Below are 13615 nucleotides of genomic sequence, written 5' to 3'. Positions count from 1 at the left end.
ATGAAAAGATTACAGCGCCTCGCCAAACGCAGCACTACTGCTACTAACCCTCGCCCTCGAAGTGGTGCTTTATCAGTGCGCATGAGTAGTTACCAAAGCATTCTAGCGACACGTTGGCAGGCATTGTCTGCGCGCGACCAATTAGCTCTGTTGTTATTGTCAGCGTTTTTGCTATTATTTGTCGGTGGCTATGGCGGCTATAGTGTTCATCAAGCTGCAAACGCTAGCAAAAATGATTATCAAGAGCAGGTCGCCGATTATTTTTGGTTACGTGCCCAAGCTGGTAACATTGACAGCAATGCGTTAAATGCGGCTAGTAGTGCAGATGGCGTAGATACCATGCCGCCGGCTAGCAGTATCAATGCGCTGCTAAAAAATTCAGGTATTGCCGATGCGCAGGTCATTGCTGCTGGCGATGCGGTGCAATTAAGCTTTAATCATCCAAGCCAAGCGGTGGTGAGCGGCGCACTGGGTAAGCTTGAGCAGCAAGGTTGGCAATTTACCCAACTGTCGATGCAGCAAGATTTGGTCACTAAAGCGATTCAGGTACAGGCGACCGTAACTTCTTAAGAGGTATGCCTAACAACTTTTACACCTAACAAGTTGATGTTTAAGCACCTTTATATTTTAAAATATGCTGCATTGAAACCTTGCTCAATTGCCACAATAATATAGCTATTAGCCACAGAAGATAACGAGTGACCGTATGATAAATAATCCCAATAATACGATGAGTGATAATAAGCGCCGTTCTTTGATTACCTATAATCACATCACGTATTTGCTCTATGTGCTCAGCTATTTTACCGCCGGACTGCTGTGGATTGTGCCTATCTTTATGAATTATGCCAAACGCCGTGACGCTGATAATACCTGGCTTGCCACGCATTTTGATTGGCAGATTAAGACGTTTTGGTATAGCATCGTCTTTTTTGTCATTGGTGTGCTTATTATCACATTTGCCCTAGGTGGTTTTGGCGTAAGTATGTTTGCTGACAGTAATAATATTGCCATCGGCTCGATATTATTGGCCAGTTTAGGCTTTATTATTATGGGCTTTACTTTTATTTGGCATTTATACCGTATTGTACGCGGTTGGATTGCGCTTACTGATGGCCGCCCAGTTCCGTAAGCTAAAAGCATGCATATCAATAAGCAGCAAATACGAATAAACAATGCATTCAAAAAAATGCTTTTTGATATCCACTCATTACTAAACTAAGTGAGTCCGTTTGCAATATCAACGATTGTTTATTCGCATGATTTAGCGCAATTTGTCCTATGAAACTTTGGTCTTATTTCAGTTAAGCTGATATAATCGCAGCGCTTGACCTCATTCGTTTTTCTTATTTATCATTTCTTTTCAAGCAGGGTCTGTCATTACTATGTCTTACGCCTTACTTCGCCCTTTTTTGTTTAATATGGACCCCGAGCACGCGCATGAGATGACCTTATCTTTATTAGATAAAGCTCATAAAGCGCGTGTATTGGGCTTAGTATATGGTCAGTCAATGCAGCCAACCGACTGTATGGGTTTGCAGTTTGCCAATCCCGTTGGGCTTGCTGCCGGATTGGACAAAAACGGCGACTATATCGATGCGCTAGCAGAGTTGGGTTTTGGTTTTATCGAAGTGGGTACTGTCACGCCAAAGCCGCAAGTCGGCAATGACAAACCAAGACTATTTAGAATCAAGCAAGCCGATGCCATCATTAATCGTATGGGCTTTAATAATCAAGGCGTTGATTACCTGATTGAAAACGTCAAACGCTGCAAATACAAAGGCAATATCGGTATTAATATCGGAAAAAATGCGGCAACACCGGTTGAAAATGCGGCTGATGATTATGTCTATTGCTTAGAGCGTGTTTATCCGCATGCTTCTTATATCACCGTGAATATCTCCTCTCCGAATACCAAAAATTTGCGCGACCTACAAAGCGGTGAAGCGTTAACCCAATTATTAGACACCATTAAAAACCGTCACAATCAGCTGGCAACCGAATATGGTTTTTATGTGCCCTTGGTGTTAAAGGTCGCTCCTGATTTAGAGCCGTTACAAGTCGATTATATCTCCCAGCAGCTGCTGGATTTTGAGATTGATGGTTTGATTGCTACCAATACCACTTTAAGCCGCGTAGGCGTCGAAGATTTGCCCGATGGCGACCAAGCAGGCGGCTTATCCGGTCGTCCGGTCAGCCACATTAGTACGCAAATTTTACAACAATTCTCCGATCAGCTGGATGGTAAGGTAGCGTTGATTGGCGTTGGCGGTATCGATAGCGGCGCCAAAGCCGTCAAGAAAATCGAGGCGGGTGCAGATTTGGTGCAGCTTTATTCAGGGCTTATTTATAAAGGGCCTGGGCTGGTACAGTCTTGCATTCAATCTATCGGTGGCTATTACGATGCCATGGAAGCTTAATCCTTTTAAAGATTGTTAAAACTGCAAGCTTTTCAACTTTACTGAAATACCCGATATAAGATGCAAATGAGGCGATAAACATGAGTGGTTTAGACATTGTGATTGCTGTGGTTGTTCTGATTGGCTTATGGCGTGGTTTTCAGGTAGGTCTGATTAAGACAGCTGTCGGTTTGGTCGGTTGGTTTATTGCACTTATTGCTGCCACTCGATTGGCGGGTTCCGTCGCGCCGCAATTATCAGGTATGGTAGAAAATCCTGTTTTGCAAATGGCGATGGCTTTTTTAGTGATTGTGATTGCCATCTTAGCCATCATGCACCTAGTTGCATTCGTATTCTCCGGAGTACTCAAAACCTTACGTCTTGGTATCCTTGATAAAGTGGCGGGCGGGGTACTTGGGGCGGCAAAAAACGTCCTTATGGTCTTAGTGGTTCTTAGCGTCAGCGCGCCATTATTGGTGCAAATGCCGCAATGGGAAACCTCGGTGCTCGCGCCTGAATTACTGCCTTATGCCCCCATGGGTAAAGAGCTGGTCTCAGATATGTTTGGCTTGGCGTGGGATCAGGTCAATCAGTCCTAAGCATCATCAGTGCTCATAAAAAGCTATTCAATCAGCTTTAATATTCGTAAAATACACCTCTATCAATCATCAACAACTTGTCTAATGGATAATAGGCCTTATTGATTATCTATAAGATTTTTAGTCAGAAAAATCGTCAGCTTGGCGGTAAATGGCAGGCAATGTGTTCCATAACTTTGTCAGCAGTTATGCCGTTATTGTGTTATCAATGTGTGGTACAAAATAGGATACAACTATGTGTGGAGTCGTTGGGGTCGCAGCTCATGAGCCAGTCAATCAAATTCTTTATGATGCCTTAACCATGTTGCAGCATCGCGGGCAAGATGCGGCAGGTATTGTGACTTTACAGGACGGGCGTCTTTATTTACGTAAAGAAAATGGCATGGTACGTGACGTATTTATGAATCGTCATATGCTAAAGCTGGTGGGTAAGTTTGGTATCGGTCACGTCCGTTACCCGACCGCTGGCACCTCAAGTAGTGCCGAAGCACAGCCTTTTTATGTCAACTCGCCTTATGGGATCACGCTTGCGCACAATGGTAACTTGACCAATGCTGAAAGTCTGGCTAAGTCTCTATATCAAGAAGATCGTCGCCATTTAAATACCGACTCAGATTCTGAAGTGTTGCTAAATGTCCTTGCGCATGAGATGCAAAATTTGGATAAAACCAATCCGACGCCTGCTGATATCTTTGAAGCAGTCACCGCGGTTTATGGACGCATTGAAGGCGCTTATGGCGTGGTCGCCCTGATTACTGGCCATGGTTTGCTAGCATTCCGTGATCCAAACGGTATTCGTCCGCTGATTTACGGTAAGCGTATGGCAGCCAATGGCGGCACAGAATATATGGTCGCCTCAGAGTCAGTAGCGTTGACGGGTTCGGGCTTTAGTATTGTTCGTGATGTTAAGCCTGGCGAAGCTATCTTTATCGATTTAGATCATCAAATACATACTTATCAGTGCGTTGAGCAAAAAGAATACACGCCTTGTATCTTTGAATATGTGTATTTTGCCCGTCCAGATTCTATTATGGACAATATCTCTGTTTATAAATCACGCCTACGTATGGGTGAAAAACTGGCCGATAAAATCCTTGCTGAATGGGGCGAAGATCATGATATCGATGTGGTCATTCCTATCCCTGATACCTCGCGTACCTCAGCGATGGAGCTGGCGCTAAAGATGAATGTGAAATACCGTGAAGGGTTTATGAAAAATCGCTATATCGGTCGCACCTTTATCATGCCAGGTCAGCAGCAACGTAAAAAATCAGTGCGTCAAAAGCTAAGTGCGGTACCGCTTGAGTTTAAAGGTAAAAATGTCCTTTTGGTTGATGATTCAATCGTACGCGGTACGACCTGTCACGAAATTATCCAAATGGCACGTGATGCCGGTGCCCGTAAAGTATTCTTTGCCAGTGCTGCGCCGCCGGTTAAATATCCAAACGTCTATGGTATCGATATGCCAGTGCGTAGCGAGCTGATTGCCTCAGGTCATAGCGTTGAAGAAGTACGCGAGATTATCGGTGCTGACCGCTTGATTTTCCAAGATTTGGACGATTTGATTGAAGCCGTTAAAGATACCAAGCATAGCAAGGTCGAAGGCTTTGATTGTGCGGTGTTCAACGGTTGCTACATTACCGGACAAATTAACGAAGCTTATCTTGAACATCTACAAGAGCAGCGTAATGACACGGCTAAGACTGGCAAAAAAGGTATACAAATCGTTGCTGATACCCCAGTCGATATGATGGGCGTAGAAGAGCTATAAAAGACTAAATATCTTAAAATAATGGCAAAATAAAAAGGCTGCAATCATTGAGATTGCAGCCTTTTTTACGGGCAAAAATAAATGTAGTCAGTGTGAAATAAAATTGATGAATTAACAGCCACATGCGACTGGTATAAATTTTCCTCGCTTGCTGTTATCACAGAGGCTACGAAAAATTATCCCAGTCGCGCTGTATCTTTTTTAAAATTAATCTACTATATACAATAAACCTTTAATCAGCCTAAAAAATGCGTAAATAGCCATAAAAAGCCATTAATTGCAGCGATACCGACGATCATACTGATCAGTAACTGACGGCTAAGATGATAAACGACTAATACTGATAATAACGCACCAATTTGTGCCATTAATAAATGTACTTCAGCGCTATTTAAACTCGCATTGCCTGACAAACCTTGATAAGAAAGACTGGTTAAGATTAGCAATACCATCACAGACAGCGGCAAGCTTTCATTTAAGCGATGTAGCCACGGCGTATCCAGTAGCTTTTTGGGTATTAAGGCGGGCAGGGCGCGAGTAATAAACGTCACTGCGGCCATCGCGAACGTTGCAAAAATTAGGTAACTACTGCTCATTGCTGCCTCCTTGCACACTGCGCTGCACCCAAACTCCACGGGCTAAAATCATAAGCATACAAATTGTAATCGCTACTAGTAATAACCAGTTGCTAGTAAAAAACGAGGCAATCACTAAGGCAATGACGGCAATACCAATGGGGAAATAGCGTTTGATACTTTGGAATTGCTCATAAGCTAAAATCGCAAATAAACAGACCAAGGCAAAATCCAAATGCGGTATTAAATCGCTTAGGGCGCTGCCAATCATCACGCCAATCGCACCAGCTAATACCCACCAGCTTTGATTAAACAGACTAATAGGCAGTATCAATGATTGGCGCGACTCATTTGGCAAACTGGTCATCACTGAAAACGTTTCGTCTGTTAAGGCAAATAAACAATAAGTCTTGGCTATTTTGTTTTTTGGTAGATACTGTAATAACGGCATACCATAAAAAACATGGCGCAAGTTAATAGCAGCAATATTGGTTGCGATATTGCCAATCGGTAATCCAGCACTCAGCATCGGCAGACAAGCATATTGCGCCGCGCCTGCATATAAGACCACACTTAGCATGATAGTAGCCCACACCGGCACACCAGCCACTTGTGCGAGCACACCAAAGGCAATCCCTGCTGGCAGATAACCCATGGCGACTGGCAAGCTTTTTTTAAAGCCTTCCGCCCAATCGTAATGGTAGGCTTGATTTTGATTTATCTCATTTGATTGAGTATTCACGTGACATCCTAATTTTTTCTTACTTTAATTTGTCGTTTATGGTCTTTTTTCTTGTTTTTTAAATTCATCATACAAGCATCATTTTAGCTAAATGCTCTTAATGATCAGGCTTCAGGCTGCAATTTTTCATAACTACCTGTCTGATGGGCACGATATAAAAACCCACCGAGTATAATCAATCTTAATAATAATAAGCACCAAACGCTCAGCCAGATGCCGGTCATATCCCATTGTTGATACAGTAGCCAACTTAATGGGAAAAAGATAACCGCCAATATCAGTGCGGCATTACGAATGACACTACCTGCCGTTAAACCAAAAAATATCCCATCTAACCAATAAGCGCCAACGCCTACAAGGGGGAGAAGTACGGCATAAAGGTGATAGTCATAAGCAAGCGCAAACACCGGCTCGATATTGGTCATCAATTGTAAATAAGTCGGCATGGCAAGCCACCATATCGCACTTAGCATAATGGCAAGCCCATAGCTAACCACGCCTGTGCGCTTAACGATAATACGAAACCGTGGCCAGTCACGTCGTCCCGCAGCTTGTCCGCTTAAGGTTTCTGCAGATACCGCCACGCCATCAAGGGCAAAGGCTGAGATACTCAATACCTGCAATAAGATGGCGTTGGCAGCCAGTATGACATCGCCGCTTTGGGCAGACAGGCGGGTAATCCAAGCAAAGCTTACTGTTAAAATTAACGTACGGATGAAAATGTCTTTATTTAATGAAAATAGCCTAAGCATTTTATCTTTGGTAAAGTGTTCTTTATTGGCGGTCAATAACGCTCGCCAAGAGATTTGTAGATGTCGACGGCTGAGCCATAATGCCAAAACTACGCCAAGCCAAAAGGCAATTGTCGTACCTAACGCCACCCCAACCAAGCCCATTTGCATCACATAAACAAAAAACAAGGTCAGTATGATATTAAGGATAGCGATAAAGCCTTGCTGATAAAGCATGTAGCGGGTCTTACCTTGACCAGCAAACCAGCCGATAAAGGCAAAGTTCATCAGCTCAGCGATGACACCCCAAAAACGTACATCTAAATAAGTCTTTGCCGCGCTGCCGCTGTCAGGATTGGCGGAAAGCGCCTGCAGTCCAAAATCAATTAACCAAGGTTTTGCGATAAGTAAAACCGCGCCAATCATAAAGGCCAATAATAAAGCCCGTTGCAAAATCGACAACAGCGGTGATGGTGTTCGGTTAGATGGGTTTAATGGCGCATTGTTATTGCTAGAGGCATCTTTATTAGCCAGTTGACCCAATGCTTGTGCCGACAGTCCAGATGACGCATATTGCAAAAAGTTAAAGCTGACCAGTATTAAAGACAGCAGCTGTATGGCTAAGCCCATCCCAGCGAGCTTCGCAGTGTCATTCATATTACCGACAATCGCTGTATCAATGACGCTTTGTAGCGGCATCGCAAGGTTGGCCAATAATACTGGCAAGGCGATGGCGATAATGCGCCCATAGCGAGTATCGATAGGCGGCATAGTACTTGGCGGTAAGGTAGATGACATAACACAGTCGCTTAGATAGGCAGATTAAGAATACTCGTAGGTAGTAATAAGGATAAAAATTTATAGCAGCATTAAACGCTTTACGATTGATTTTATTTTGACCATCATACATAGACAAAAGCACCTAGGGTGTAGGTGCTTTTGTCAGGATAACGCTTATCAGCTTAATAACTTAGCAGCTTAATAATTAAAGGGTCTAATTATTGCCTTTGAGGTAAGCATTAATCTTGCTCATACATTTTTGGATCATTAAAGGTCACGATTTCTTCTTCAAACTCAGGTTTTACTTTTACAATAAAGTCTTCACGTGATAGACCCATTCTTAAAGGAATAGAGCTTGCAATATAAGTAGATGAATACGTTCCTGCCAGTAAACCGATAAATAGGGCGACTGAGAACCAGTATAAACCCTCTCCGCCTAAGAATAGCATTGCAAGGACTACTAACAGAACCGTTGAGATGGTCATAATGGTACGGCGTAGGGTCTCTGTCAATGACAAATCAACCGTTTGACGCGGCGTGATACCACGGACACGGCGAAAGTTCTCACGGATACGGTCATAAACGACGATCGTATCGTTTATTGAATAACCAATCAAGGCCAAAATAGCCGCCAAGACCGTTAAGTCAAACGGGAAGCCAAATAATGCAAAAATCCCGATGGTCACGATAGCATCGTGGAATAGCGACAGTACCGCACCAAGCGCCAGCTTAAACTGGAAACGTAAGGCAACATAGCCCAGCATACAGGCCAGTGCCAACACCAATGCCATGACTGAGCTTAGATAGATGTCGTTACCTACTTGGCTACCGATAATATTAACATTACTGATTTCAACATTATTATTAGGCAGTGCCAACGCTTTACTCAGACTGGCATTAAGTCCGTCGACGTTGTCAGACTGTGGTGGTAGACGTACTAAAAGCTCCTGACGCGTCCCTAAATACTGCACGACGGCATCATCAAAACCATTATCAGCCAAGGCTTTAACCACTTCGACTTGTTCGGCAGGCTGCTCATAACGTACATCTGCTGAAACCCCGCCGGTGAAATCAAGACCTAGATTTAGACCATTGACGGCAATGGCGATAATACTGCCAATCACCATTAGCAGCGATAGAAGTGCCATCGGCTTTTCTAACTTCATAAATGGGATGATACGTTGATCGCCAATGGCTTTGATGCCACCTTCAGCTTCTGCTGCTGCATTATCTTCAGCATCACCTATGTCTAAATTATTTAGATTAGGATCCATTGCTTGCGTGGCCAATGCATGGCTGTCTTGACTCGCATCTTTACCACCGCGACGGGTTTTATTTTTACTCAAGCTCGTCTTAGAAGTCTTATTGCTTTGGGTATTACTGCCTTTACCATCACGGCGCGGTTTCTTACGGCGGCGCGTACTAGCTTCGCTATTTGAGCCATTCGGTTCGGGGTTATTCTGTTGTTCTAAAGGGTTGTTATTATCGATGGCCATAGTTTTCTCCTAACCGATGCTCAGACGTTTGATAGATTTACGCTTACCGTAAGCAAGTTGTACCAGCGCACGGGTTACCAAAATCGCGGTAAATAGTGAGCTGACAATACCAATCGCGAGGGTAACCGCAAAGCCTTTAATCGGACCCGTACCAATCGCAAATAAGATAAACGCGACCAATAACGTGGTGATGTTGGCATCGAAAATACTACTAAAGGCACGATCAAAACCTGCCACGATAGCGGATTTTGGTCTGACCCCGTTTGCCAGCTCTTCACGTATACGCTCAAAAATCAGCACGTTGGCATCGACCGCCATACCGATGGTTAAGACGATACCAGCAATACCGGGTAGGGTCAGTGATGAGCCTAAAATTGACATAATGGCAATAATGATAATGACGTTAATCGCTAGGGCAATATTAGCAATCACCCCAAATAAGCGATAGAAAATAATCATAAAGGCGAAGACCAGTAGATAACCCACTTGGGTAGAGAATAGGCCTTTATCGATATTTTCTTGGCCTAATGATGGACCAATGGTGCGTTCTTCAACGAAATACATCGGGGCTGCCAATGCGCCTGAACGTAACAATAGCGCAAGCTCTGCGGCTTCAGCACTGCTATCAAGCCCAGTAATACGGAAAGAAGAACCCAGTACCGCTTGGATATTTGCACGGTTGATAACTTTAGTCTCAGCATACGGCGTACGTACTTCGACGGTTTCACCAGTTGCTGGATTTTCTTCATAAGTAATGCGTTGTTTATTTTCAATAAACAGCACCGCCATTTGTTTGCCGACAGCCGTACGCGTGGCGTTTTGCATCAGCTTACCACCAGCACTATCTAGGGTAATGCTTACTTCAGGCGAGCCGCTTTCATCAATACCTGTCTGCGCGTTCGTAACCTTGTCACCGGTGACAATCGCTTGACGCTCTAGCAATACTGGTGGACCATCAAGCGTTTCAAATGGAAATGCTTCGGTACCAGCAGGCGGAATACCGCCCATATAATTTTCAGCGCCTTCAGCGACCATACGGAACTCAAGGTTTGCCGTACGACCAAGGACACGTTTTGCTTCTGCAGTATCTTGTACACCCGGTAGCTCAACCACGATACGGCTAGCGCCTTGTGATTGTACCAAGGCCTCAGTAACCCCAAGCTCAGCAATACGATTGCGTAGGGTGGTCAAGTTTTGATTGACCGCGTAGCTATTGATTTCGTCTAAGGTTGCATCGTTATAAGCTAAAATCAGGGCAGGGCCTTGCTCATCAATAGAAGACTGTAAGGAGAATGTGTTACCCATTGAGCCTTGCAGGATATTTTGCGCACGGTTACGGGTATCAGTATCAGAAAAATGCAGCACCACGCCACGCTTTTCTGTTTTGATACCTTTAACTGCAATACGTTCAGCACGTAGGTCACGGCGCATATCACGACTGGCGCTGGTTAAGCGTTGTTCGAGCGCCTTGTCCATATCCACTTCTAGCACGAAACGCACACCACCGCGCAAATCAAGCCCGAGTTTCATGGGTCTTGCGCCGATATCACGTAGCCACTCAGGAGTAGTCTGTGCCAAGTTCAGCGCGACCACATAGTCCTCGCCTAGATTTTGACGCAGCACTTCCTGAGCTTTTAGCTGATCGACTGGATTGTCGAGACGCACCAGCGCACTATTGCCTTCAAAGGTACCATCATGATTGTTCAAGCCTGCTTCTTCGAGCAAGCTTTGAGACTGAGTCAAGATACCTTCAGACAGCTGCGTACCTGCTGCTGCACTGGTAATCTGTACGGCAGGTTCATCAGGATATAGGTTAGGAGCCGCATATAGACCGGCAATGATGAGCACGACGGTGATGAGTAAGTATTTCCAAGCGGGATATTGCATAATCACTTCTTTAAGTTGATAAACTACTGGCGACGCAGGCCACAAGTTAGCAGATGGGAAGTTAGCGATAACAAGGGTGAGTGACTAAAGGGAGAGCTACTATATTGTTTTAGTAGTCGTACTGAATCATGCACCACTGTGATCATCCGCGATGATAGTAAAGCAAAAAACGGTAAAGCGTAAAGCAGTAAAGCGAAAAATGACCGTAAATAATGTACGGTCATTTTAAAGTCATTACAACTATTAATTGATAATAGCCATCAATTAGTCACAACCAATGTTCAATAATTCATGTTTAACAATCATCAAATACATCGATAATGCTTAAACGCTTTCGATAGTACCAGCGGGCAATACTGAAATAACAGAAGCACGTTGTACTTTAACGTCAGTGTTGTTGTTTAAGCTCACAACCGCATAATCGCCTTCTAGTGCTTTGATACGACCCATAAGGCCGCCAGCAAAGATGATTTCGCTACCAACAGTCAATGAATTGACCATAGCGCGGTGCTCTTTGGTGCGTTTAGACTGTGGACGAATCACCAAAAAGTAAAAAATGGCAAAAAATGCCACTGGCAATAAGATTTGACCAAATAGTGACGCAGCTCCGGCAGTTTCTGGCGCAGCATGGGCAGCTTGAATAAAAAAGCTCATAATTTCTCTCAGTAAGTCATAGATAACAATAAATTTACAGGCATAGTAACAAAAAATCCCAGACTTGGTAACTGTTAATCATAGGCTAGGCGTGTTTTTGTTACCCATTTAACATACTAACCGCCAATATTTAGCCTAACAATCATTTTGCTATTCTAAATGATAGAATGATTGGAGTTAAAGGGTAGAGTGCTCTGACGCTCAGCAAGCAGTAAAAGCCGACTATTAAGTAGATATATCAATTGGCATAGTGTCACAATAGTCAAAAAATAGCTTTATTCAATACATTATATCTTTGATATAAATAGTTATTGACTATGGAATGCCATTATTGCCGCTACGATTAAACGAGGGTTTATATCGCTATAAATGGGGGTATAATAGGCTGTCTTGAGCATGACTTTGGTCGTTAAATAGATAAAAATTAGACGCTATCGGCTATTATTTTCTATCTGCTGCCGTCAGCTCATGATATATTGTGACTTCCTTTTACTTCTTTGTTTAGGTTACCTAACTTGTTCACCTCTTTTATATCTGTACCTCGTTTATACCGTCCGCGCGCCTGTCGTAAAGACGCATCCGCTGAACCTCCCCCGACGATGGGTGGCTATACTCGCTTTAGTAAAAATTACTTCGGTATGATGCGCCTTAATATGTGGCGTTTTGTTATAAAACGGCTTGCTACGTTATCTGCATTGATAACGCTATTCCTCACTCTATTACTGCCGCAATCGGTGCTGGCTGCTGATGCCTTAGCAGACCCAAGCCCGACCAGCGTTCTACTGCTTATCTTATTTGTGGTAGTAGCGATTGGTATCTCATTTATTTGTTCGTTGGCAGAGTCTGCATTACTTAGTATGACGCCGTCATATATCGCCGATGTTCAAGAGACTAACCCCAAAAAAGCCAACATGCTAAGACGCTTAAAGATTGATAATATCGATCAGTCATTAGCGGCTATCTTAACCTTAAACACGGTTGCACATACCTTAGGTTCTATTGGCGCTGGTGCACAGGCGACGATTGTTTTTGGTAGCGCTTGGTTTGGACTGTTTTCTGCCATTATGACCTTGGCAATTTTATTTTTATCTGAGATTATTCCAAAAACGTTAGGCACAGTCTATTGGCGTCAATTAAGTGGCATGGTGGCTTATTTTGTACGCGGTATTATTTTACTGCTATACCCATTAATCTGGATATCAGAAAAACTGACCAAACTATTGGTACGAGGCAAAGAGCCTGTAACCTTTAGTCGCCGAGAGTTTGCGGCGCTCGCCAGTATCGGCGAAGAGTCAGGACAAATCGACCCATTAGAGTCGCGTATCATTCGTAACTTATTGGCATTTGGTGCCATTAAAGTTGAAGATATTATGACCCCGCGTTCGGTGATGCTGGCGTTTGAAGAAAATAAAACCGTTGCTGAATTATTGGTTGACCGTCCAAAACTCACTTTTTCGCGCCTGCCGATTTATGATGGTGATTTAGACAATATCACCGGTTTTGTCTTAAAAACCGACATGTTATTGGCCAAGGTTAATCATGCGGTACATAAACCCTTGACGCAGTTCAAACGTGATATTACCTTTGTATTTTCAAAGATGAAATTGTTTGATTTATTAGAGCTGATGCTAAAAAACCGTATTCATATCGCCATTACCGTTGGTGAGTATGGCGAGGTCAAAGGCTTAGTGACATTAGAAGATGTGTTTGAGACCTTGTTGGGTCTTGAGATTGTCGATGAAATAGACCGCGTCGAAGACATGCAAGCGTTGGCTCGGCAGATGATGGACAGACGTGTTGAGCGCTTGGGTATGAAGCTGAGTGATGATGAGCAGTATGAAGACATTCATACCGAGAATAAGCATTAGAACTATAGCTATTAGAAACACCGCTATTAGAAATGTAGCTATTAAAAACAGACATTAAAAACAGGTTAGATAAAGCTGCCTAAGTTATGAATCATTTAGGCAGTTCTTATAAT

General features: G+C 43.5%; 12 protein-coding genes. 6 read left to right on the top strand and 6 right to left on the bottom strand.

Going from position 1 to position 13615, the window contains the following annotated elements; translation table 11 throughout:
• From gspM to purF, 5 genes are all read left to right on the top strand, one after another.
• On the top strand, positions 1–570 hold the full coding sequence (gene gspM, locus ACP7AA_RS05900; protein WP_426222917.1) for a type II secretion system protein GspM: 570 nt from the start codon (positions 1–3) through the stop codon (positions 568–570).
• A 136-nt stretch (positions 571–706) separates the two neighbouring features.
• A complete protein-coding gene (locus ACP7AA_RS05895; RefSeq protein WP_426222916.1) occupies positions 707–1132 on the top strand; it encodes a DUF4870 family protein in 426 nt (141 codons plus the stop codon).
• Between the two features lie 253 nt (positions 1133–1385).
• Complete coding sequence (locus ACP7AA_RS05890; protein ID WP_413500510.1) at positions 1386–2420, top strand: quinone-dependent dihydroorotate dehydrogenase; 1035 nt, start codon at positions 1386–1388, stop codon at positions 2418–2420.
• An 80-nt stretch (positions 2421–2500) separates the two neighbouring features.
• Complete coding sequence (locus ACP7AA_RS05885; protein ID WP_271133108.1) at positions 2501–2998, top strand: CvpA family protein; 498 nt, start codon at positions 2501–2503, stop codon at positions 2996–2998.
• Between the two features lie 235 nt (positions 2999–3233).
• Positions 3234–4769 carry an amidophosphoribosyltransferase gene (gene purF, locus ACP7AA_RS05880; protein WP_426222915.1) on the top strand — a complete coding sequence of 512 codons (1536 nt, stop codon included), beginning with the start codon at positions 3234–3236 and terminating at the stop codon, positions 4767–4769.
• 236 nt (positions 4770–5005) lie between these two features.
• Here the strand turns inward: purF and ACP7AA_RS05875 are convergent, their stop codons facing one another.
• The 6 genes from ACP7AA_RS05875 to yajC all read right to left on the bottom strand — a co-directional run bounded on the left by ACP7AA_RS05875 (position 5006) and on the right by yajC (position 11634).
• Positions 5006–5365, bottom strand: a complete 360-nt coding sequence (locus tag ACP7AA_RS05875) for an AzlD domain-containing protein (RefSeq protein ID WP_426222914.1) — start codon at positions 5363–5365, stop codon at positions 5006–5008.
• The gene (locus ACP7AA_RS05870) at positions 5355–6086 is read right to left on the bottom strand and encodes an AzlC family ABC transporter permease (RefSeq protein ID WP_201628588.1); all 732 of its coding nucleotides are present in this window, start codon (positions 6084–6086) and stop codon (positions 5355–5357) included. Before ACP7AA_RS05870 ends, ACP7AA_RS05875 begins: the two co-directional genes overlap by 11 nt.
• A 104-nt stretch (positions 6087–6190) precedes the next feature.
• Positions 6191–7615 carry an MATE family efflux transporter gene (locus tag ACP7AA_RS05865; RefSeq protein ID WP_426222913.1) on the bottom strand — a complete coding sequence of 475 codons (1425 nt, stop codon included), beginning with the start codon at positions 7613–7615 and terminating at the stop codon, positions 6191–6193.
• 221 nt (positions 7616–7836) lie between these two features.
• Positions 7837–9093 carry a protein translocase subunit SecF gene (gene secF / locus ACP7AA_RS05860; protein WP_426222912.1) on the bottom strand — a complete coding sequence of 419 codons (1257 nt, stop codon included), beginning with the start codon at positions 9091–9093 and terminating at the stop codon, positions 7837–7839.
• Between the two features lie 9 nt (positions 9094–9102).
• Positions 9103–10980 carry a protein translocase subunit SecD gene (gene secD / locus ACP7AA_RS05855; protein WP_271133112.1) on the bottom strand — a complete coding sequence of 626 codons (1878 nt, stop codon included), beginning with the start codon at positions 10978–10980 and terminating at the stop codon, positions 9103–9105.
• A gap of 324 nt (positions 10981–11304) precedes the next feature.
• Positions 11305–11634, bottom strand: a complete 330-nt coding sequence (gene yajC, locus ACP7AA_RS05850) for a preprotein translocase subunit YajC (protein WP_201543085.1) — start codon at positions 11632–11634, stop codon at positions 11305–11307.
• Between the two features lie 530 nt (positions 11635–12164).
• Here yajC and ACP7AA_RS05845 point away from each other — a divergent pair.
• Entirely contained in the window at positions 12165–13502 is a 1338-nt protein-coding gene (locus ACP7AA_RS05845; protein ID WP_201565383.1) for a CNNM domain-containing protein, read from the top strand.
• The last annotated feature ends 113 nt before the right edge of the window (positions 13503–13615 follow it).

Source organism: Psychrobacter sp. DWR1-2-3, assembly GCF_049896465.1.
Taxonomy (GTDB): Bacteria; Pseudomonadota; Gammaproteobacteria; order Pseudomonadales; family Moraxellaceae; genus Psychrobacter; species Psychrobacter maritimus.
This window is presented reverse-complemented; position numbering and strand designations above follow the sequence as displayed.

Excerpts from the sequence above, each read along its gene's own strand:
- ACP7AA_RS05875 (WP_426222914.1), bottom strand. The coding sequence starts at position 5,365 with ATGAGCAGTAGTTACCTAATTTTTGCAACGTTCGCGATGGCCGCAGTG.
- ACP7AA_RS05890 (WP_413500510.1), top strand. The coding sequence starts at position 1,386 with ATGTCTTACGCCTTACTTCGCCCTTTTTTGTTTAATATGGACCCCGAG.
- secF (WP_426222912.1), bottom strand. The coding sequence starts at position 9,093 with ATGGCCATCGATAATAACAACCCTTTAGAACAACAGAATAACCCCGAA.
- yajC (WP_201543085.1), bottom strand. The coding sequence starts at position 11,634 with ATGAGCTTTTTTATTCAAGCTGCCCATGCTGCGCCAGAAACTGCCGGA.
- secD (WP_271133112.1), bottom strand. The coding sequence starts at position 10,980 with ATGCAATATCCCGCTTGGAAATACTTACTCATCACCGTCGTGCTCATC.
- ACP7AA_RS05865 (WP_426222913.1), bottom strand. The coding sequence starts at position 7,615 with ATGTCATCTACCTTACCGCCAAGTACTATGCCGCCTATCGATACTCGC.
- ACP7AA_RS05885 (WP_271133108.1), top strand. The coding sequence starts at position 2,501 with ATGAGTGGTTTAGACATTGTGATTGCTGTGGTTGTTCTGATTGGCTTA.
- ACP7AA_RS05895 (WP_426222916.1), top strand. The coding sequence starts at position 707 with ATGATAAATAATCCCAATAATACGATGAGTGATAATAAGCGCCGTTCT.
- purF (WP_426222915.1), top strand. The coding sequence starts at position 3,234 with ATGTGTGGAGTCGTTGGGGTCGCAGCTCATGAGCCAGTCAATCAAATT.
- gspM (WP_426222917.1), top strand. The coding sequence starts at position 1 with ATGAAAAGATTACAGCGCCTCGCCAAACGCAGCACTACTGCTACTAAC.